Source organism: Inquilinus sp. Marseille-Q2685 (genome assembly GCF_916619195.1).
Lineage (GTDB): Bacteria > Pseudomonadota > Alphaproteobacteria > DSM-16000 > Inquilinaceae > Inquilinus.
In genome coordinates, this window is the sequence record NZ_CAKAKL010000008.1 from 70,101 (window position 1) to 88,439 (window position 18,339).

The window sequence follows — 18,339 nt, forward strand, 5'->3', positions numbered from 1 at the left end:
CCGGAGCGGTTCGCGCCGCCCGGCGCTTTTTCATGCGCGCTCCGCTGCCGCCTGCCGCAGCGCCGCGACGGTCTCGCGCAGACCGCGGGCCAAGGGCTTGTCGCGGCGCAGCACCAGGCCGAGCCGGCGGTGCAGCCGCGGCGACAGCGGATGGACGGCCAGGCCCGGGGCGTTCTCGACCGCCATGCGGGGCAGGATGGCGTAGCCGAGGCCGGCGCCGACCAGCTCCTTGATCGCTTCGACGCTGCCCAGCTCCATCACCGGCTTCAGGCTGATGCCGGCGCGCGCGACCCAGTCGTCGACGATCCGCCGTGTGTGGCCGCCCGGCTCGTACAGCACCACCGGCCGGCCGAGCAGCGCCGCGGGCGTCACCGCCGGCGGCAGGTCGTCTGCCTCGGCCGGGGCGACGGCGACGAACTCCTCCTCCATCAGCGGCGTCACGGCGAAGGCGCGGCCCGGCGCCGGCAGGGTGACGAGGCCGAGATCGAGCGCGTTCTCTTCCAGCAGGCGCAGGATGCTGGCGGTGTTGCCGGTCGAGACCACGATCTCCAGCGACGGCAGGCGGCGGCGCAGCGCCCGCAGCACCGGCGGCAGCAGGTAGATGCAGGCGGTGGCGCCGGTGCCGAGACGCACCCGCCCGGCCGCGCCGCCGGCGTGCTCCGCCATCGCCTCGACCGCCGCCGCGACCTCCGCCTCGATCCGCCCGGCATGGACCAGCAGGTCCCGCCCCGCCGCGGTCGGCGTCGCCCGCCGCCCGACCCGCTCGATCAGCCGGACGCCGAGCCGCGCCTCGAGCTGCCGGATCTGCAGGCTGACCGCCGGCTGGGTCAGGTTCAGCCTTGCCGCGGCGCCGGAGAAGCTGCTGGCCCGGACCACCTCGGCAAAGGTGCGCAGCTGGTCGAGGCTGAGCCCGCGCATTCCAAAGGATTCCTTATCTTCTGCATTGGATATCCAAATTTCCCTTATCCGTCACGAAAGCGCAATCTCGCCCCGTTCCCACCACGGCCCTGCCCGATGCCTTGCCCTGCCTTGTCCGAGATGCTGCATTGGTTCGCCGCTTCGCCGCAGTCCCGCCGGCGCCAGTTGGAGCTGCTGCGCGGGCTCGACGACCGGTGCCTGGCCGATCTCGGCATCAGCCGCGGCGAGGCGCTGCGCGGACGCGCCGATCCTGACCGCCCGTATCCCGACCGAAAGACCGAACCGACCATGCCCGACCGTCCCCTCGCCTCCCCGATCACCATCCGCGACGCGGCGGAGACGGACATCCCGGCCGTCCAGGCGATCTACGCCCATCACGTGCTGCACGGCCTGGCCAGCTTCGAGGAGACGCCGCCCGAGGTGCCGGAGCGGGCGGCCCGGCGGGCGGTGGTGCTGGCCCAGGGCCTGCCGTACCTGGCGGCGGAGATCGACGGCAGGCTGGTCGGCTATGCCTATGCCGGCGCCTATCGGCCGCGCCCGGCCTATCGCCACACCATCGAGGATTCGGTCTATGTCGCCGACGGGCTGGCCGGCCGCGGCATCGGCCGAGCCCTGCTGGGCGCGCTGATCGAACGCTGCGAGGCCGGCCCCTGGCGGCAGATGGTGGCCGTGATCGGCGACAGCGGCAACGCCGGCTCGATCGCGCTGCACGAGGCGCTGGGCTTCCGCCGGGCCGGCCTCCTGCAGTCGACCGGCTACAAGTTCGGGCGCTGGGTCGACACCGTGCTGATGCAGCGGGCGCTCGGGCCCGGCGACGCCGCTCCGCCGACGGCTTGGCCGGGCCACGGCGCGTGATCCGCCGCGGCACCGTCCTCTGCCTCGGCCTGGCCCAGCTGGTCAGCTGGGGCACCACCTACTACCTGATCGGCGGCTTCGGGCCGCGGATCATCGCCGAGACCGGCTGGAGCCACACCCTGGTGCATGGTGGCTTCTCCGCCGCGCTCCTGGTGATGGGGCTGTCCTCCGCCTGGATCGGACGGCTGATCGACCGGCGCGGCGGCCGCTTCGTGATGACGGCCGGGTCGGTGCTGTCGGCCCTCGGCTGCGCCGGCCTGGCCCTGGCCCGGGACCCGGCCTCGTATTATGCCGCCTGGCTGGTGCTCGGCCTGGCGATGCGCTGCACCCTGTACGACGCCGCCTTCGCCGCGCTGGCGCGGATCGGCGGGGCGGAGGCGCGCCGGCCGATGGCCCAGATCACGCTGCTCGGTGGCCTGGCCTCCACCGCCTTCTGGCCGATCGGCGAGCAGCTGGCCGCCGCCTTCGGCTGGCGCGGCGCGGTCCTCGCCTATGCCGGCTTCGCCCTGCTGACCGTCCCGCTGTACCTGGCCCTGCCCGCCGGCCGCCATGGCGGTCGCGCACGGCCGGCCGCGGCGGCGCCCCGGCCCCTGGCGGGGACCCGGCGGGAGCACTGGATCGCCGGCGGGCTCTACGCCCTGATCATCACCCTGACCAACGCGCTGAACGCCGGCATGTCGGCGCATATGATCGGCATCCTGGCCGGGCTCGGCCTCGCCGCGCCGGGCGCGGGGTGGGTCGCGACGCTGCGCGGCATCGGCCAGTCCGGCGCCCGCCTGGCGGAGGTGCTGTTCGGCGGCGGGCTGTCGCCGCTGGGGCTGACGCTGGCGGCGTCGGCCGTGCTGCCGGTCTGCTTCCTGGCCGGGCTGTGGGGCGGGCAGGTGCCGGCCGCAGCGATCGCCTTCGCCTTCCTTTACGGTGCCGGCAACGGCCTGCTGACCATCACCCGCGGCACGCTGCCCCTGGTGCTGTTCGACCCGGGCCGCTACGGCGCCATCGCCGGCCGGCTGCTGGTGCCGGGCTTCCTGTGCTCGGCGGCGGCGCCGATCGCCTATGCCGCGGTGATCGAGCGGCTGGGCGAGGCCGCGGCGCTGTGGCTCTCCGCCGCCCTGGCCGCGGTCACCCTGGCTGCGGCGGCGGCGCTGTGCGCCACGTTCCGCAGCGGCCCAGCGGCGGCCGTCCACTAGTCTCGGACTTATCTGCTACTGCGCGGGGACGAAGCCCCTCTCGGTCAAGGTCATCGCCGAGAGGTCGACCCCCATGCCGCGCGCGCCCTGGACCGCGGCGCGGCTGAGCGCCGCCAGCTGCTCGCGATCATCCCCCGCCTGCTCGAGCGCGGCCGAAAGCAGCACGCCCTGAACCAGGAGCGCCTCCGCCATCTCCTGCTTGCCGGCGTCGCCCGCGGTCCTGAGCGCGGGCGTCGACGCCATCGACTGTACCACCTGCCGCCGGATCGCGGCGGCGGTCGCGGCGCTGACATCGTCGTGGCTGCCCCGGCTCGCCTGCCAGGCGGCGATCCACCAGACGGTGTAGGCATCGGCGACGTTATCGATGACGAGGCCGTATTTCGCCAGCTCCGGGCGCATCCGCTCGATCAGGTCGCCCTGGGCGAACAGCGCCGCCAAATTCTCCGCCCCCTGCGGATCGGCGGCCCGGCTCCTGTCGACGAAGCGGGCGAGGTTGGCGCGCCGCCGCGCGGGATCGGGGCGATAGGCGAACGACCTGGCGTCCACCTGCAGCCCGGACGGCGAGGCGGACCGGCCTGCCGGCGCAGATGAGCCTCGATTGGCATGGTCCTGAAGGCTGATCCGCGGCCCCTCGAACAGCATGGGGCTGATCATCTGGTATTGGGCCTGGGCGGCGCCGGGGACGAGCAAGGCGGCGCAGACGGCCGCAACCGTTCTCAGGGACATCGCAAATCTCCCGGTCCGGACGCCATGAGTATTCTGAACGGATGACATCTGATCGGTCGGCGCGATGCCTCGCGCCCCGGGTCAGATCATGACGGCGTCAGGAAAACGAGTCCATCCCAGGAGAGCGGGCGCGATGCGCCCGGCGTGCGATCAGGGATGACCCGATCCGGCCCGAGCCACCCTGCTCTCAGGCCGAATTGGCCCAGTAGGCCTCGCGGCGGTCCACCACCAGGTCGGCGCGGCCGCTGTGGCCGGCATCCTTGCGGCCGCCCTTGACGTGGTCCATGAACCGGCCGAGGCGCGAGTTGATCAGCACATGCTTGGCCCGCGCGCCGATGCCCTCGGCGATGTCGTGGGAGCGGTGGCCGGCCTGCTCCATCTGCCGGCGGACCACATCGAACAGGAAGGCGTCGTGGAACTCGTATTCCCGGAACAGCCCGTCCTCGGTGTAGAGCCGCTCGAACTCCGCCAGCATCTGCCGCGTCGCCGGGTGGCGAAGATTGTAGGCGATGAAGCCGCATTCGGTGTAGGTCGGCCGCTGCAGGCAGCCGACGAAGCAGTCCGGCGGGACGAAGCTCTCCAGCTCCGCCCATGTCGGCTCGGCGAAAAACAGGCTGTCGGCGTCGACCCAGATCAGCACGTCGGTGTCGCAGGTCTTGGCGGCGTGGAAGATGGCGAAGGCCTTGTGGGCGAAGCGCACCGCATCCCAGCGGAAGCCGGTGCCCCAGTTCCGCTCGCCCAGCTTGATCCGGTTCTTGTACGGGTTGCGCGACAGGCGGAAGCGGTAGCGCTGGGTCTGGCCGTGCGCCAGCGGGTTGTCGGCGTGGCGGCGCTTGAACGCGACCAGGTCCGGGCAGCTCGCGATCAGGTCCCGCACGACGATCCGGTCGCTCCGTACCTCGGGCACGAAGTTCTCGCGATACAGGATCAGGGGGATCTCGTCCGGCCAATGCCGATCGAAGGTCTCGATCATGCGCCGGCCGTATTCGGCATAGCCGGCAGCGTGGCAGGTCGTGACGACTGAGAATGTCCGCATGGGCTGACTCGGACAACGCAAGGGCGTCGTCATCTGGGGATTGCGCTGGGTCTTGGGCTCGAAACACTCGGGGCCGCGCTGCGTTCCCGAACCTTTGCCCCGAACCCTTGCGACGCGGGCACCATAGCCGGCCGGGCGGTCGTCACGAAATTACCATTTCGTAACCGGAAGCATCCGGGCAGCCGCGGGTTTTCCGGCTTCGGCGACGCTACGACGCCGCCCCGCCGAGCTTCGTCCTGCGCGCATTTGTCACGACCGAATCCAGCAGCCCCGGGAACCTCTCCTCCAGGTCGTCGCGCCGCAGCGAGATGAAGCGCTGCGTGCCGTCGATCCGCGTCCGGGTGACGCCGGCCTCGCGCAGCTTGGCATAGTGGTAGGACAGCGCCGTCTTGGTGGCGGCGTCGCCGAAGCTGCTGCAGGAGACCTCGCCCACCTCGGACAGCGTGGCCACGATCCCCAGCCGGGTCGGGTCGCTGAGCGCAGCCAGGATGGTGACGAGGTCGAGCTGGTCGCGATCGGGGTGGAAGGGCGGACGCATGCCGCGACATCTAATCGATCCGGGCTCCTGTTTCAATGTTCAACAGTTATTGAACATTCCCCTTGACGGCCGATCTCCGGGCTGCGGTATAGTTCAAACATCATTGAACAATGGAACACCACCGATGCCCGCCTCCCTGGTCTGGCTCGCGATCGGCGCTTTCGCCATCGGCACCGAAGGTCTGATGATCGCCGGGCTGCTGCCTGCGATCGCCGCGGACTTCCACAGCTCCGTCGCCACCGCCGGGCAGCTGATCACCATCTTCGCCCTCGCCTACGCCGTCGGCTCGCCGATCCTGTCGGCGCTGTGCGGCGGCCTCGAGCGGCGCCGGCTCCTGGTCATGGCGCTGCTGGCCTTCACCCTCTCCAACCTGCTGGCGGCAGTGGCGCAGAGCCTGTGGCAGCTGGTCGCCGCCCGGGTGCTGCTGGCGCTGAGCGCCGGGCTGTTCATGCCCACCGCCTATGCCGTGGCGGCCTCGCTGGTGCCTCCCGAGCGGCGCGGCCGGGCGATCGCGACCGTGACCAGCGGCATGACCATCGCCACCGCGCTGGGCGTGCCGCTGGGCGCCTGGATCGGCAACCACGCCGACTGGCGGTCGACCTTCGCGATCGTCGCCGTCCTCGGCCTGGCCGGGGTGGCGGGGCTGCGCTTCGGCCTGCCGGCCAAGCTGCCGCTCGGCGCCTCGACGCTGGCCGAGCGCTTCGCCGTGGCCCGGCGGCCGGCGGTGCTGCAGGCCCTGACCGTGACCTTCTTCTGGATCGCCGCGGCCTTCGTCCTCTACACCTTCATCGCGCCCTATCTCGAGCACACGGCCGGGATCGGTCCGGACGGCGTCACCGCGGTGCTGTTCCTGTTCGGCATCGGCTCCGCCATCGGCAACGCCGTCGGCGGCCAGCTGACCGACCGGATCGGCCCGGTTCGGCTGCAGCTCGGCGCCCTCGCCGTCCTGGCCCTGGCCCTGGCCGGCCTGGGCGCCGCCACCGCCCTGCCGACCGGCCAGGCGCTGGTCGCGATAGTGCCGCTGATGCTGGTCTGGGCCGTGGCCGGCTGGGCCTTCCACCCGGCGCAGACGACCCGGCTGATCCGGCTGGCGCCGGAGGTCGGGATGATCGCGGCGTCGCTGAACTCCTCGGCGCTCTATGCCGGCATCGCCTTCGGGTCGGCGCTCGGCGCCGCGACGCTGGACCATGGCGGCGTCACGGCGCTCGGCTGGGTCGGTGCCCTGTCGGCAGCGATCGCCCTCGCCCTGCTGGCGGCCACCGCGCGGCGACGGGAGGCGGGCACGGCGACCCAGGCGGCGTGACGCTCATCCTCCGGCCCCCTGGCGACGGCGATAGGTCCGCCACTCCTCACGGGTGATCTCCCACAGCTCGGAGGCCAAGCGGCCGGAGACGTAGTCCTTCTCGATCGTCGCGACCACCCGCATGCCGGATTTCTCGGAAATCCGGCGCGACGCGGCGTTCTCGACCGCCTTGGGCACGCGCAGCACGGGGAAGCCGAGATCCTCGAACCAGTGGTCGGTCACCCGGTCGCTGGCCTCGGTCATCAGCCCCTGGCCGTGCCAGGCCAGACCGAGCCAGAAGCCGCGGTTGTCGCGGTCCCCGGCCATCAGGCCGATGCAGCCGATCAGCTCGTCCGGGGCGGACCTCAGGCGCAGCGACCAATGCCAGGCCTCGCCCCGCGCCATGGCCGGCAGGAGGACATCGCGCAGATGGACCAGCGCCCCGTCCGGCGGATAGGGCCAAGGCACCTGGGCGTTGAGGTGGCGCACGATCTCCCAATGCGGGAACAGCCGCTGCACCGCCGGCGCATCGGCGAGGGTGAGCGGCCGGAGGACCAGGCGGCGGGTCTCGAGGACGGGGATCGCGGTCGTCATCCCGGGACGATAGCAGCCGCAAGTCCCGATCGTCTCCCTCCAGGAAACAATCCTGTGCCGGATCGGCGGGTTATCCCGCCTCGCTTCAAGGGCTACCTTTCAGCCGCAGCACAGTCTGCCAGCCCGAAGGGAAACGATCCGATGACGAAGGTCCTGGTTCTCTACTACAGCTCCTACGGCCATATCGAGACCATGGCCACGGCGGTGGCCGAAGGCGTGCGCGAGGCGGGCGGCGAGCCCGTGATCAAGCGCGTGCCCGAGCTTGTGCCGGAGGAGGTCGCCCGCGCGTCCCACTTCAAGCTCGACCAGGCGGCGCCGGTCGCCACCATCGACGAGCTGGCCGACTACGACGCCATCATCTTCGGCGTGCCGACCCGCTTCGGCATGATGGCGGCGCAGATGAAGAACTTCCTCGACCAGGCCGGCGGCCTGTGGATGAAGGGCGCCCTGATCGGCAAGCCCGGCAGCGTCTTCACCTCGACCGCAACCCAGCATGGCGGCCAGGAATCGACCATCCTGAACTTCCACACCGTGCTGCTGCACCAGGGCATGGTGGTGGTCGGCCTGCCCTATTCCTACCAGGGCCAGATGACGCTGGACGAGATCACCGGCGGGTCGCCCTACGGAGCCTCGACCATCGCCGGCGGCCAGGGCCAGCGCCAGCCGAGCGCCAACGAGCTCGCCGCCGCCCGCTTCCAGGGCGCGCATGTGACGAAGATCGCTTCGAAGCTCAAGGGCTGAGAGCGATAGGATACCGCCGCCGGGGCCTCCCCGGCGGCCGAAGGAGATGACGATGGGCCTGCTGATCGAGGGCCGCTGGGCCGACCAGTGGTACGACACGAAATCGACCGGTGGGCGCTTCGTGCGGCAGGAGAGCGCCTTCCGAGGCGCGGTGACGGCCGACGGCAGCTCCGGCTTCAAGGCCGAGCCCGGCCGCTATCACCTCTATGTCTCCTACGCCTGCCCCTGGGCGCACCGCACCCTGATCGTGCGGGCGCTGAAGCAGCTCGAGGACGTGATCTCGGTCGACGTGGTCGACCCGTTCATGGGCGCCCAGGGCTGGACCTTCGCCGACCTCCGCACCGGGGTGCGGTCCCCCGGCGCGACCGGCGACCGGGTCAACGGCAAGGCGGCGCTGCACGAGGTCTACACCCTGGCCAGGCCGGACTACACCGGCCGGGTCACCGTGCCGGTGCTGTGGGACAAGCAGACACGCAGCATCGTGAACAACGAGTCGGCCGAGATCATCCGGATGTTGAACTCGGCGTTCGACGAATGGGCCGACCGGTCGGTCGACCTGTCGCCGGCCGAGCTGCTGCCGGAGATCGACGCGATCAACGCCGAGGTCTACGACCGGGTGAACAACGGCATCTACAAGGCCGGATTCGCCACCGACCAGGCGGTGTACGAGGAGGCCGTGACCCGGCTGTTCGAGACGCTGGACCGGCTGGAGGCGCATCTGTCGGCGCATCGCTGGCTGGTCGGCGACCGGCTGACCGAGGCCGACATCCGGCTGTTCACCACCCTTTTGCGCTTCGACCCGGTCTATCACGGCCACTTCAAGTGCAACCTGCGGCCGCTGCACGAATACCCGGCGCTGTGGGGCTTCACCCGTGAGATCGCGCAGCGTCCCGGCGTGGCGGCGACGATCGAGATGACGCACATCAAGCGGCACTATTACGAGAGCCACCGCACCATCAACCCGACAGGGATCGTACCCAAGGGCCCGGTGCTGGACCTGTCGGCGCCGCACGGGCGGGAGCGTCTGCCGGAGGCGGGATGACGTCGCAGGTTGGGTTCGCGGCACGCGAACCCAACTGGCCGCAGCGCGATGGTGAGATGTTGGGTTCGCCAAACGCGAACCCAACCGACGCTTCTATGCTCCAAGCACCTGGATCCGCAGGATCCGCACCAGCAGGAACAGGGCGGTGAAGGCCAGGGCTTCGTCCCAGAGGTTCAGTCGGTTGGGCTGCGCCGGCTCCCGCGCGGCCCAGGCGAACAGCCCGGTCCAGGCCGCGGACAGAAACATCACCATCTGCAGCAGCGCCAGCATCTCGGCCAGCGAACGGCGGCCGGGCAGCGCGATCAGCCCCAGCAGCGCCAGCACGGCACCAACCCGCATGGCGAAGCTGGCGATGCGGCGGCGGGAGTCCGGATCGGTGCGCTGCCACGCCGTCCGGGGGATCTCGATGTCCTGCATGACCGTCATCCTCGACCGGCCGTCCCGGTCGGGGCCGGCCGCGGGCGCGACCCTGCGCCTCCCCGCCATCAAGACTCCATACGGTTTCGAGGGTCTTTCTCCCGCTCGGCTTCGGCCAGCTTCTCGTATTCCTCGCGGATCTTGCGGATCTCCTCCTCGGAATGCTCCTCGAGGTCGAGCAGCGAGTTGCGCGCCGTCTTGGTGGCGCGGATCAGCTCGTCCAGCTTGATCTGCAGCGCCGCGGTGTCGCGGTTCTGGGTGCTCTGGATCAGGAACACCATGAGGAAGGTGACGATCGTCGTGGCGGTGTTGACCGTGAGCTGCCAGGCATCGGAAAAGCCGACGAACGGCCCGATCGCGGCCCACACGACGATCAGCCCGGCGGCCAGGCCGAAGGTGACGGGATGGCCGGCGAACTGTGCGATCCGGGTGGCGAAACGGTCGAACCAGGGACTGTCCTTCACGGCATCCTCCGGGCAAGGGTGGATGCCATGACAACGGGACGACGGCCCGGATCGTGCCGAAGCGGGACGGCGGTCAGAGGGCCTTCCCTCTCAAACTGTCATGCCCGGGCTTGACCCGGGCATCCAGCGGGTGTCGACGCTCTCTGGATTGCCGGGTCGAGCCCGGCAATGACAACAAGGGTTAGCGTGGAGCGCCAGTTGCCCTTGTTTCACTGTCCCTGGTTCAGGGCCACCGGCAGCTTGTTGGCCTGCAGGCCGTACTTGGCCAGGATCTGGTCGTAGGTGCCGTCGGCCTGCAGCGTCTCCACCGCGGCCTTCACCGCGTCGCGCAGCTGCGGCTCGGACTTCAGCACCGGGATGCCGACCAGGGACTCGGTGAAGGCTTCGCCGATCGGCACATAGGTGTCGGGCTCCAGCTTCTGGAAGTACGGCAGCGTCTCGTTGCCCTGGGCCGCGGCCTGCAGCCGCTGGGTCTTCAGCTGGGTGCGGGCGTCGGCCGAACCCTCGGTGCCGACCACGGTGATCGCCGGCTTGCCCTTGGCGACGCAGTTCTTGTCGCTCCACTCGCCGATCTGCTGCGGCCAGTTGGTCGAGCGGCTGGCGCCCACAGTCTTGCCGCACAGGTCGTCGGTCGACTTGATCTGATCGGCCAGCGCCGTGATCGTGTAGAACTGCGCGCCGGATTTCATGTAGTCGACGAAATCGGCGATGTCGCGCCGCGCCGGCGTGTCGCTCATCCCCGCCATCACCATGTCGATGCGGCCGGTCTGCAGCGACGGCAGCATCTGGGCGAAGGCGATCTCCTGGAACTCGACCTCGACGCCCAGCTGCTTGGCGATGGCCTTGCCCAGGTCGATGTCGACGCCCTGCAGCTCGTTGGTCGCCGGGTCCTTGAAGATGATCGGCGGGTAATTGTTGTTGGTGCCGATGACGATCTTGCCGGCTTGCTTGATCCGGGCCGGCAGGTCCTGGGCGCCGGCCGGGACCGCGACGAGTGCGGCCGCCGCGCAGGCGGCGAGCAGGGCGAAACGGGTCATTTGCCTCTCCTGTTGGTATCTGCTCCGCCGGTCACGAGAGGACGGCGGCGATGAAGTCGCGGGTGCGCGCCTCGCGCGGGCTGCCCAGCACCTGCTGCGGCGGGCCGATCTCGACGATCCGGCCGCGGTCCATGAACACGACCCGGTTCGCCACCTCGCGGGCGAAGCCCAGCTCATGCGTCACCACGATCATGGTCATGCCGCTGGCGGCCAGGTCGCGCATCACCGCCAGCACCTCGCCGACCAGCTCGGGGTCGAGGGCCGAGGTCGGCTCGTCGAACAGCATCAGCTTCGGCTTCATCGCCAAGGCGCGGGCGATGGCGATGCGCTGCTGCTGGCCGCCGGACAGCTCGGCCGGATAGGCGTCGCGCTTGTCGGCCAGGCCGACGCGCCGCAGCAGGCCCATGGCTTCCGCCGTCGCCTCGGCCTTCGGCCGCTTCTGCACCGTGACCGGGCCTTCGATGATGTTGGCCAGCACGGTCATGTGGGCGAACAGATTGAAGCGCTGGAACACCATGCCGCTGGCCAGGCGCTGGCGCGCCACCTCGCGGTCGGTCAGGGCATAGAGGGCGTCGCCCTCGCGCCGGAAGCCGGCCAGCTCGCCATCGACCCAGACGGCGCCGCCATCGACGCTCTCCAGCTGGTTGATGCAGCGCAAGAGCGTGCTCTTGCCCGAGCCGGAGGGGCCGATGATGCACAGCACCTCGCCGCGCTCGACCTCCAGCGACACGCCCTGCAGCGCGTGCAGCGACCCGAAATGCTTGTGGACCTCGGCGGCGACCACCATCGGCGGCATGGCTCAGGCCTCCTTCGGCTGGTCGACAACGACGGTGCGCTTGCCGCGCCGGTCGCCGCGGCCGCGGGCGAAATGCTTCTCCAGGAAGTGCTGGCCGATACTGAGCAGCGTGACCACCACCAGGTACCAGATCGCGGCGACGATCAGCAGCTCGATCACCCGGGCGTTGGCGTAGTAGATGGTCTGGGCGTTGCGCAGCATCTCGGCGTACTGGATGACGCTGGCGACCGAGGTCAGCTTGACCATGCTGATCACCTCGTTGCCGACCGGCGGGATGATCACCCGCATCGCCTGCGGCAGCACGATCCGGCGCAACGCCACCAGCCGGGTCATGCCGATCGCCTTGGCCGCCTCGGTCTGGCCGAGATCGACCGACAGGATGCCGCCGCGCACCACCTCGGCGGTATAGGCGCCCTGGTTGATGCCGAGGCCCAGCAGCGTCGCCACGAAGGGGGTGATCAGGTCGACCGTCCGCCCCTCGAACAGGCCGGGGATGCCGATCACCGGGAACACCAGCGCCAGGTTGAACCACAAGAGCAGCTGCAGCAGCAGCGGCGTGCCGCGGAAGAACCAGATGTAGCCGACCGCCACGGTCTTCAGCACCGGGTTGGGCGACATCACCATGATGGCGAAGATCACGCCGAGCGCGATGCCCAGCGCCATGGCGCAGACCGTCATCAGGATGGTGTTGGCCAGGCCCGACAGGATCGCCGGGGCGGTGAAGAACTGGCCGACCACGGCCCACGCGATCTGGCCCTCGGCGAAGGCCTTCACGATCGCCGCCAGCGCCAGCAGGATCAGCGCCGCCGCAATCCAGCGGCCATAGTGCCGACGCGGCACATGGCGCAGATGGGCGATAGAATAGGGCGAGGTGCCCGTGGTGATGTCGGTCATGCGCTGCCCCCTGGCCGTTCAGCCGATCGGACCACTATAGGACCCGGCCCAGCTGTCCTGCTCGACCAGCAGCTCGCGCAGCCGCGCCAGCTGCTCGCGCACCCGATCCGGCGCGGTGCCGCCATGGCCCGACCGGGCGGCCACCGCCGCCTCCGGCGTCAGGCAGGACCGGATCTCGGGCGCCAGCCGCGGGTCGACCGACGCGAGGTCGGCATCCTCCAGATCCTCCAGCCCGATGCCGCGGTCCTCGCAATGCCGGACCAGGGCGCCGGTGATCTCATGCGCCTCGGAGAAGGGCACGCCGCGCCGGGCCAGCCAGTCCGCCACCTCAGTCGCCAGGGTGAAGCCCTCGACCGACTGGCGCTTCAGCGTCTCGACATTGACCCGCATCGTCCGCAGCATCCCGGCCATCGCCGGCAGCACGGAGTCGAGCGTGTCGACCGCCTCGAAGGCGGCGCGCTTGTCCTCGACCAGGTCGCGGTTATAGGCGAAGGGCAGACCCTTCAGCGCCGTCAGCATCGCCGTCAGCCCGCCGATCAGCCGGGCGGCCCGGCCGCGCGTCAGCTCGGCGATGTCGGCGTTCTTCTTCTGCGGCATGATCGAGGAGCCGGTGGCGTAGGCGTCGTCCAGTTCGACCCAGCGGAACTGGCGCGACGACCACAGGAACACCTCCTCCGCCAGCCGGGACAGATGCACCGACAGCATCGCGGCGACGAACAGGAACTCCGCCACATGGTCGCGGCTGCCGACGGCGTCGATCGAGTTCTCGCAGGGGCCGTCATAGCCCAGCTCGGCGGCCGACAAATCGGGGCGCAGCGCGATGGCGGAGCCGGCCAGAGCGGCGGCGCCGAGCGGCGACCGGGCGCTGCGCCGGTCCCAGTCCTGCAGCCGCTCGACGTCGCGGGCGAAGGTCTGGGCATGGGCCAGAAGCTGATGGGCGAAGGTGACCGGCTGGGCCGGCTGCAGATGGGTGAAGCCCGGCGCCAGCGTCTCGACATGCGCCTCGGCCTGCGCCATCAGCGCCTGCTGCAGCGCCATGACATGGCCGGCCAGGCGGCGGGCGACGTCGCGCAGATAGAGCTTCAGGTCGTTCGCCGCCTGGTCGTTGCGGGAGCGGCCGGCACGCAGCTTGCCGCCGAGGGTGCCGAGCCGCTCGGTCAGCGCGCGCTCGAGGAAGGTGTGGACGTCCTCATCGCCCTGGTTCGGCCGCACCGTGCCGGCAGCGACGTCGCGCGCCAGATCCATTAGCGCCACAGCGATCGTCTCGCCCTCGGCCACGGTCAGGATGCCGGCCCGCACCAGCTCGCGCGCATGGGCGGCGGAGGCGGCGAGGTCGTAGGGAGCGAGGCGGAAATGGCTGGCATCGGAGCGCGACAGGGCCATCAGCTCCGGCGCGGGCGCGGCGCGGAAGCGGGCGCCCCAGAGACGGGTCGGTTCGGTCATGCTCGGCTCCCTGTTCGGCCGCGGATGCTGGCAAGCGGCGCGGGAGGCCACAATGGAAATGATTTCCCCACGATAGTCCGGAAAGGAATATCGTGCATCCCAGTCCGAACCCTCATAGCCGAGAGATGCCGCCGAGCCCCCTGCCCTCCACCACCGCTCTGCGCGTCCTGGCCGCGCTGGTCGAGCACGGCTCGGCCTCGGAGGCGGCGAAGAGCGTGAACCTGACCCAGAGCGCGGTCAGCAAGCAGCTGCGCAGCCTGGAGGAGATCGCCGGTCTGCCGCTGTTCACCCGCACCGGCCGCGGCCTGGTGCCGACCGAGGCCGGGCGGATCTTCGTCACCCAGGCCCGGATCGCGCTGGGGGCGCTGGAGACCGCGGCCGGGCGGATCGCGGCGCTGCGCGGGTCGCCCAACGCCATCCGGCTGCATGTCCTGCCGATCCTGGGCGACCGCTGGCTGGTGCCGCGCCTGTCGCTGCTGGCCAAGGCACGGCCGGAGCTGGAGGTGCAGTTCACCACCCAGGCGACCGGCGACACGATCGAGGAGGCGGACGGCGTGTTCCGCTTCGGCGAGGGCGACTGGCCGGGCCAGCAGGCGGACTACCTGTTCGGTCGCAACGTCGCGCTGGTCGGGGCGCCGTCGCTGCTGTCCCGGATGGGCGGCATCCAGACCGCCGAGGATGTGCGCCGCTACACCGTGCTGGACCACCGCCACACGCCGCTGCGCTGGAGCGAGTTCGCCGAGGCGCAGGGGCTGTCTGAGTTCGCCCCGGCGCATATGGTGCATTTCGGCTTCTACGCGCTGGTGATCCGCGCTGCGATCGCCGGCCAGGGCCTGGCCCTGGTGCCGCGCTGCCTGATCGGCGAGGAATTGCTGACCGGGCGGTTGGTCAATCCGGCCGGCCTGGGCTTCCACAGCCGCCACGGCTACTGGTTCACCGTGCCGGCGGATCGGTCGCCGCGCCCCGGCCTGATCGCCTTCCGCGACTGGCTGCTGGGCGAAGCTCGGATGCTCGGGCCGGGGATGTAGACCAAGGGAGAGAAACGCATGAACCCCGTCATCGACCGCCACGAATGGGCCGAGGATCCGGAGCGCTGGCATGGCGAGATCCAGCTCGGCAGGCACGGCGCCAATGTCTCGGTGATCTTCTTCGACCGGGCTGAGCCGGGCGGCGGCCCGAAGCTGCACCGCCACCCCTATCCCGAGACCTTCATCATCCGGGAGGGCCACGCCCTGTTCACCCTGGGTGCGCAGGAGATCCTGGCCGAGGCCGGGCAGATCGTGGTGGTGCCGCCGAACACGCCGCATAAGTTCACCAATCCCGGCCCCGGCCCGCTGCAGACCATCGACATCCACGAGAACGGCACCTTCATCACCGAATGGCTCGAATGAGCCGATCGCGCTGGCTCAAGGCGGCCAGGGCCGCTAGGACAGACATACGAGTGACGTGAGGCGACCGGCATGGATGCGCGAGCACAGGGTTTGACGATCAAGGCGCCAGGCCGCCCGCTGACCGGCCGGGTGACCCCGCCCGGGTCGAAGTCGATCACCAACCGCGTCCTGCTGCTGGCGGCGCTGGCCCGCGGCACCAGCCACCTGACCGGCGCGCTGAAGAGCGACGACACCAAATTGATGGCGGCCGCCCTGCGCGCCATGGGCGTGACGGTGGAGGAGCCGGACGACACCAGCTTCACGGTCACCGGCACCGGCCGGCTGCAGGCTCCGGCCGCGCCGCTGTTCCTGGGCAATGCCGGCACCGCCACCCGCTTCCTGACCGCCGCCGTCACCATGGTCGACGGTACCGTGGTGGTCGATGGCGACGCCCATATGCGCAAGCGGCCGATCGGACCGCTGGTGCAGGCGCTGCGCTCGCTCGGCACCGACATCGCGGACACGAACGGCTACCCGCCGGTCACGGTGCGCGGCCACGGCCCCTTCGCGCCCGGCCGGGTCGAGATCGATGGCGGCCTGTCCAGCCAGTACATCTCCGCCCTGCTGATGGCCGCCGCCTGCGGCACCGGGCCGGTCGAGGTGGCGCTGACCGGCACCGAGATCGGCGCCCGCGGCTATGTCGACCTGACCGTGGCGGCGATGCGCGCCTTCGGCGCCGAGGTCGAGCAGCTGGACGAGGCGACCTGGCGGGTGCGGCCGACCGGCTACCGCGCCGTCGATCATGTGATCGAGCCCGACGCCTCGGCCGCGACCTATCTGTGGGGCGCCGAGGTGCTGACCGGCGGCACCATCGACCTGGGCGTTCCGGCGGCCGCCTTTACCCAGCCGGACGCCAAGGCCCAGGCGCTGATCGCGCGATTCCCGCACCTGCCGCCGGTGATCGACGGGTCGCAGATGCAGGACGCGGTGCCGACGCTGGCGGTGCTGGCGGCGTTCAACGAGACGCCGGTGCGCTTCACCGGCATCGCCAATCTCCGGGTCAAGGAATGCGACCGCGTCGCCGCGCTGGCGACCGAGCTGTCGCGCATCCGCCCGGGCCTGGGCCGCGAGGAAGGCGACGACTTGATCGTGGCCTCGGATCCCAGCCTGGCCGGCCAGGTGCTGCCGACCCGGATCGAGACCTATGCCGACCACCGCATCGCCATGAGCTTCGCCCTGGCCGGGCTGAAGATCGGCGGCATCACCATCCTCGCCCCCGGCTGCGTGGCCAAGACCTATCCCGGCTACTGGGATGCGCTGGCCTCGCTGGGTGTCACCTATGACGAGGTGGCCTGACCGGGCGACCCGGCCCACGATCCATATGCCTGCATCGGAAGGACACCCTATGAGGCGCGTACTCAGTTCCTTGCTTTGCCTGCTGTCGCTGGAACGTGCCAACGCGGCCACCATGGATCCCCAGGATTTCCAACTGTGCGTCGGTCAGGAAGGAATGCCCGATGCAAGGCTGGCGGCCTGCGATCGCGTGCTGGGCGTCCGCGAACTGGAAGTGGGCCAACGGTCCGCGGCCCATGCGGCGCGTGGGTTGCTGCGCCTGGGACAAGGCGACAATAAGGCGGCCATCGCCGACTTCAGCGAAGTGATTGCGCATGACGCCCAGGACGAGGCCGCGCTGTTCAACCGCGGCGTCGCCTGGCGCAGAATCGGCGAGACCGAGCGTTCGCTTGTCGATCTCGATGCCGCCATCCGGCTCGCCCCGGATGACCCGGGGAACTATGTGTCCCGCGCCCTGACCTGGGAAGCGCGCGGCGATCTCGACCAGGCCATCGAGGACTTCTCGGCCGCGCTGCGTGTCGATCCGAACCACATCCCCGCCTATCACGACCGGGCGTTGGTCTGGGACAAGAAGCGCGAATGGGACAAGGCGATCGAGGATTTCACCGCCGTCCTCCGGCTGGATCCGAAGGATGCCGAGACCTATTCGGGCCGCGGCAATGTCTGGCTGCACAAGGGCGACCCGGAACGCGCGCTGGCCGACCAGAACGACGCGGTCCGGCTCGATCCGGGAGAGGCAAACCACTACATTAGCCGTGCACTGGCCTTGCGTGCCCTGGACCGGCGCGACCAGGCATTGTTCGACCTCGACCAGGCGATCCGGCTCGATCCGGATCGGGCGCGCGCCTATGCCAATCGCGGCCTGATATTCGCCGACGACGAAGATTGGAACCAGGCGATCGCCGACTACAGCACGGCATTGCGCCTGGATCCCGGCTACGCCTGGGCCTACCGGTCGCGCGCAAGGGCGCAACGCAAGGCGGGGATGCCAGCGGCCGCACTGGACGATGCCAACCAGGCGGTCCTGCTCGCCCCGAAGGATGCCGAAGCCTACGTCGAGCGCGGCCTGATCCATGAGGACCAGGAGAGCTGGGGCGACGCCGAGGCCGACTACACGCGAGCGCTTGGCTTGGCACCCCAATCGAGCGACGTGCTCTTCGCCCGTGCGCGCACCCGCCTGTACCTGCACGACGAGCCCGGGGCCGTGGAAGACCTAACCGAAGCCATACGCATCGACCCGGACGACGGCGACCTGTTCTCCATGCGTGGCCTGGCCTACCGCCGGCTGAGCGATATGGACAAGGCCCTGGCCGATTACAACGAAGCCATCCGGCTCGATCCGGACGATGTCGACACCTACAACAACCGGGGATTCGCCTACAAGGCGATGGGCAGGCTCAACGAAGCCATGCAGGACTTCGATCGCGTGATCCGACTGCGCCCGACCTATGGCCTAGCCTATTACAATCGTGGCTATCTCTGGAAGGCCATGGGCCGGATCGAGCCCGCCATCGCCGACTGGCGCAAGGCCCTGACACTCGATATGGCGCGTTCGATCACAGGAAAGCAGAAGGACGACATCCTTGCCGAGCTTCGCCAGCTCGGCGTCTCGCCCGCAGACCCGGGCACCGGGCCCGAATAGAAGG

20 protein-coding genes are annotated in these 18,339 nt (G+C 70.2%); 9 read left to right on the forward strand and 11 right to left on the reverse strand.

The features are described 5' to 3' along the window. Positions 1-30: 30 nt before the first annotated feature. Entirely contained in the window at positions 31-918 is an 888-nt protein-coding gene (locus tag LG391_RS27855) for a LysR family transcriptional regulator (RefSeq protein WP_225771325.1), read from the reverse strand. Between the two features lie 120 nt (positions 919-1,038). On the opposite strand from LG391_RS27855, the gene LG391_RS27865 reads away from it, so the two are divergent. Together LG391_RS27865 and LG391_RS27870 are read left to right on the forward strand one after the other, a co-directional pair. Continuing rightward, a complete protein-coding gene (locus LG391_RS27865; protein ID WP_308013071.1) occupies positions 1,039-1,773 on the forward strand; it encodes a GNAT family N-acetyltransferase in 735 nt (244 codons plus the stop codon). Then, positions 1,770-2,960 carry an MFS transporter gene (locus LG391_RS27870; RefSeq protein ID WP_225771326.1) on the forward strand — a complete coding sequence of 397 codons (1,191 nt, stop codon included), beginning with the start codon at positions 1,770-1,772 and terminating at the stop codon, positions 2,958-2,960. Before LG391_RS27865 ends, LG391_RS27870 begins: the two co-directional genes overlap by 4 nt. A 15-nt stretch (positions 2,961-2,975) precedes the next feature. On the opposite strand, the gene LG391_RS27875 is transcribed toward LG391_RS27870, so the two are convergent. The 3 genes from LG391_RS27875 to LG391_RS27885 form a co-directional block, all read right to left on the reverse strand. After that, the gene (locus tag LG391_RS27875; RefSeq protein WP_225771327.1) at positions 2,976-3,686 is read right to left on the reverse strand and encodes a DUF6683 family protein; all 711 of its coding nucleotides are present in this window, start codon (positions 3,684-3,686) and stop codon (positions 2,976-2,978) included. A 187-nt stretch (positions 3,687-3,873) separates the two neighbouring features. Beyond that, on the reverse strand, positions 3,874-4,722 hold the full coding sequence (locus LG391_RS27880) for a hypothetical protein (protein ID WP_225771328.1): 849 nt from the start codon (positions 4,720-4,722) through the stop codon (positions 3,874-3,876). Positions 4,723-4,930: 208 nt separating this feature from the next. After that, positions 4,931-5,260 (reverse strand): helix-turn-helix transcriptional regulator, encoded by a 330-nt coding sequence (locus tag LG391_RS27885; RefSeq protein WP_225771329.1) that lies wholly within the window; start codon positions 5,258-5,260, stop codon positions 4,931-4,933. 124 nt (positions 5,261-5,384) lie between these two features. Between LG391_RS27885 and LG391_RS27890 the strand changes: the two genes are divergently transcribed. After that, a complete protein-coding gene (locus LG391_RS27890; RefSeq protein ID WP_225771330.1) occupies positions 5,385-6,563 on the forward strand; it encodes an MFS transporter in 1,179 nt (392 codons plus the stop codon). A gap of 3 nt (positions 6,564-6,566) precedes the next feature. Here the strand turns inward: LG391_RS27890 and LG391_RS27895 are convergent, their stop codons facing one another. After that, positions 6,567-7,136, reverse strand: a complete 570-nt coding sequence (locus tag LG391_RS27895) for a GNAT family N-acetyltransferase (protein WP_225771331.1) — start codon at positions 7,134-7,136, stop codon at positions 6,567-6,569. Positions 7,137-7,277: 141 nt separating this feature from the next. On the opposite strand from LG391_RS27895, the gene wrbA reads away from it, so the two are divergent. Beyond that, complete coding sequence (gene wrbA / locus LG391_RS27900; RefSeq protein ID WP_225771332.1) at positions 7,278-7,877, forward strand: NAD(P)H:quinone oxidoreductase; 600 nt, start codon at positions 7,278-7,280, stop codon at positions 7,875-7,877. 52 nt (positions 7,878-7,929) lie between these two features. Further along, the gene (locus LG391_RS27905) at positions 7,930-8,919 is read left to right on the forward strand and encodes a glutathione S-transferase family protein (RefSeq protein ID WP_225771333.1); all 990 of its coding nucleotides are present in this window, start codon (positions 7,930-7,932) and stop codon (positions 8,917-8,919) included. A gap of 93 nt (positions 8,920-9,012) precedes the next feature. Here the strand turns inward: LG391_RS27905 and LG391_RS27910 are convergent, their stop codons facing one another. From LG391_RS27910 to argH, 6 genes are all read right to left on the reverse strand, one after another. Next, positions 9,013-9,336, reverse strand: a complete 324-nt coding sequence (locus LG391_RS27910; protein WP_225771334.1) for a hypothetical protein — start codon at positions 9,334-9,336, stop codon at positions 9,013-9,015. A 68-nt stretch (positions 9,337-9,404) separates the two neighbouring features. Beyond that, complete coding sequence (locus LG391_RS27915; RefSeq protein WP_225771335.1) at positions 9,405-9,800, reverse strand: low affinity iron permease family protein; 396 nt, start codon at positions 9,798-9,800, stop codon at positions 9,405-9,407. A gap of 209 nt (positions 9,801-10,009) precedes the next feature. Continuing rightward, on the reverse strand, positions 10,010-10,837 hold the full coding sequence (locus LG391_RS27920) for an ABC transporter substrate-binding protein (protein WP_225771336.1): 828 nt from the start codon (positions 10,835-10,837) through the stop codon (positions 10,010-10,012). 31 nt (positions 10,838-10,868) lie between these two features. Then, entirely contained in the window at positions 10,869-11,633 is a 765-nt protein-coding gene (locus LG391_RS27925) for an amino acid ABC transporter ATP-binding protein (RefSeq protein WP_225771337.1), read from the reverse strand. Between the two features lie 3 nt (positions 11,634-11,636). Further along, positions 11,637-12,527, reverse strand: coding sequence for an amino acid ABC transporter permease (locus tag LG391_RS27930; RefSeq protein WP_225771338.1), 891 nt, complete (start codon positions 12,525-12,527; stop codon positions 11,637-11,639). Between the two features lie 18 nt (positions 12,528-12,545). Further along, positions 12,546-13,970: an argininosuccinate lyase gene (argH, locus tag LG391_RS27935; protein WP_225771339.1), complete on the reverse strand. Its 1,425-nt coding sequence runs from the start codon at positions 13,968-13,970 to the stop codon at positions 12,546-12,548. 125 nt (positions 13,971-14,095) lie between these two features. Here argH and LG391_RS27940 point away from each other — a divergent pair, with 125 nt between their 5' ends. The 4 genes from LG391_RS27940 to LG391_RS27955 all read left to right on the forward strand — a co-directional run bounded on the left by LG391_RS27940 (position 14,096) and on the right by LG391_RS27955 (position 18,335). Continuing rightward, on the forward strand, positions 14,096-14,998 hold the full coding sequence (locus tag LG391_RS27940) for a LysR substrate-binding domain-containing protein (RefSeq protein ID WP_225771340.1): 903 nt from the start codon (positions 14,096-14,098) through the stop codon (positions 14,996-14,998). 18 nt (positions 14,999-15,016) lie between these two features. Next, a complete protein-coding gene (locus LG391_RS27945) occupies positions 15,017-15,361 on the forward strand; it encodes a cupin domain-containing protein (protein WP_225771341.1) in 345 nt (114 codons plus the stop codon). 69 nt (positions 15,362-15,430) lie between these two features. Next, positions 15,431-16,696: a 3-phosphoshikimate 1-carboxyvinyltransferase gene (locus tag LG391_RS27950; protein WP_225771342.1), complete on the forward strand. Its 1,266-nt coding sequence runs from the start codon at positions 15,431-15,433 to the stop codon at positions 16,694-16,696. A gap of 49 nt (positions 16,697-16,745) precedes the next feature. Beyond that, positions 16,746-18,335 (forward strand): lipopolysaccharide assembly protein LapB, encoded by a 1,590-nt coding sequence (locus tag LG391_RS27955; RefSeq protein WP_225771343.1) that lies wholly within the window; start codon positions 16,746-16,748, stop codon positions 18,333-18,335. Positions 18,336-18,339: the final 4 nt, after the last annotated feature.

Excerpts from the sequence above, each read along its gene's own strand:
- LG391_RS27855 (WP_225771325.1), bottom strand. The coding sequence starts at position 918 with ATGCGCGGGCTCAGCCTCGACCAGCTGCGCACCTTTGCCGAGGTGGTC.
- LG391_RS27865 (WP_308013071.1), top strand. The coding sequence starts at position 1,039 with ATGCTGCATTGGTTCGCCGCTTCGCCGCAGTCCCGCCGGCGCCAGTTG.
- LG391_RS27875 (WP_225771327.1), bottom strand. The coding sequence starts at position 3,686 with ATGTCCCTGAGAACGGTTGCGGCCGTCTGCGCCGCCTTGCTCGTCCCC.
- LG391_RS27880 (WP_225771328.1), bottom strand. The coding sequence starts at position 4,722 with ATGCGGACATTCTCAGTCGTCACGACCTGCCACGCTGCCGGCTATGCC.
- LG391_RS27885 (WP_225771329.1), bottom strand. The coding sequence starts at position 5,260 with ATGCGTCCGCCCTTCCACCCCGATCGCGACCAGCTCGACCTCGTCACC.
- LG391_RS27890 (WP_225771330.1), top strand. The coding sequence starts at position 5,385 with ATGCCCGCCTCCCTGGTCTGGCTCGCGATCGGCGCTTTCGCCATCGGC.
- LG391_RS27895 (WP_225771331.1), bottom strand. The coding sequence starts at position 7,136 with ATGACGACCGCGATCCCCGTCCTCGAGACCCGCCGCCTGGTCCTCCGG.
- wrbA (WP_225771332.1), top strand. The coding sequence starts at position 7,278 with ATGACGAAGGTCCTGGTTCTCTACTACAGCTCCTACGGCCATATCGAG.
- LG391_RS27905 (WP_225771333.1), top strand. The coding sequence starts at position 7,930 with ATGGGCCTGCTGATCGAGGGCCGCTGGGCCGACCAGTGGTACGACACG.
- LG391_RS27910 (WP_225771334.1), bottom strand. The coding sequence starts at position 9,336 with ATGCAGGACATCGAGATCCCCCGGACGGCGTGGCAGCGCACCGATCCG.
- LG391_RS27920 (WP_225771336.1), bottom strand. The coding sequence starts at position 10,837 with ATGACCCGTTTCGCCCTGCTCGCCGCCTGCGCGGCGGCCGCACTCGTC.
- LG391_RS27925 (WP_225771337.1), bottom strand. The coding sequence starts at position 11,633 with ATGCCGCCGATGGTGGTCGCCGCCGAGGTCCACAAGCATTTCGGGTCG.
- LG391_RS27930 (WP_225771338.1), bottom strand. The coding sequence starts at position 12,527 with ATGACCGACATCACCACGGGCACCTCGCCCTATTCTATCGCCCATCTG.
- argH (WP_225771339.1), bottom strand. The coding sequence starts at position 13,970 with ATGACCGAACCGACCCGTCTCTGGGGCGCCCGCTTCCGCGCCGCGCCC.
- LG391_RS27940 (WP_225771340.1), top strand. The coding sequence starts at position 14,096 with ATGCCGCCGAGCCCCCTGCCCTCCACCACCGCTCTGCGCGTCCTGGCC.
- LG391_RS27945 (WP_225771341.1), top strand. The coding sequence starts at position 15,017 with ATGAACCCCGTCATCGACCGCCACGAATGGGCCGAGGATCCGGAGCGC.
- LG391_RS27950 (WP_225771342.1), top strand. The coding sequence starts at position 15,431 with ATGGATGCGCGAGCACAGGGTTTGACGATCAAGGCGCCAGGCCGCCCG.
- LG391_RS27955 (WP_225771343.1), top strand. The coding sequence starts at position 16,746 with ATGAGGCGCGTACTCAGTTCCTTGCTTTGCCTGCTGTCGCTGGAACGT.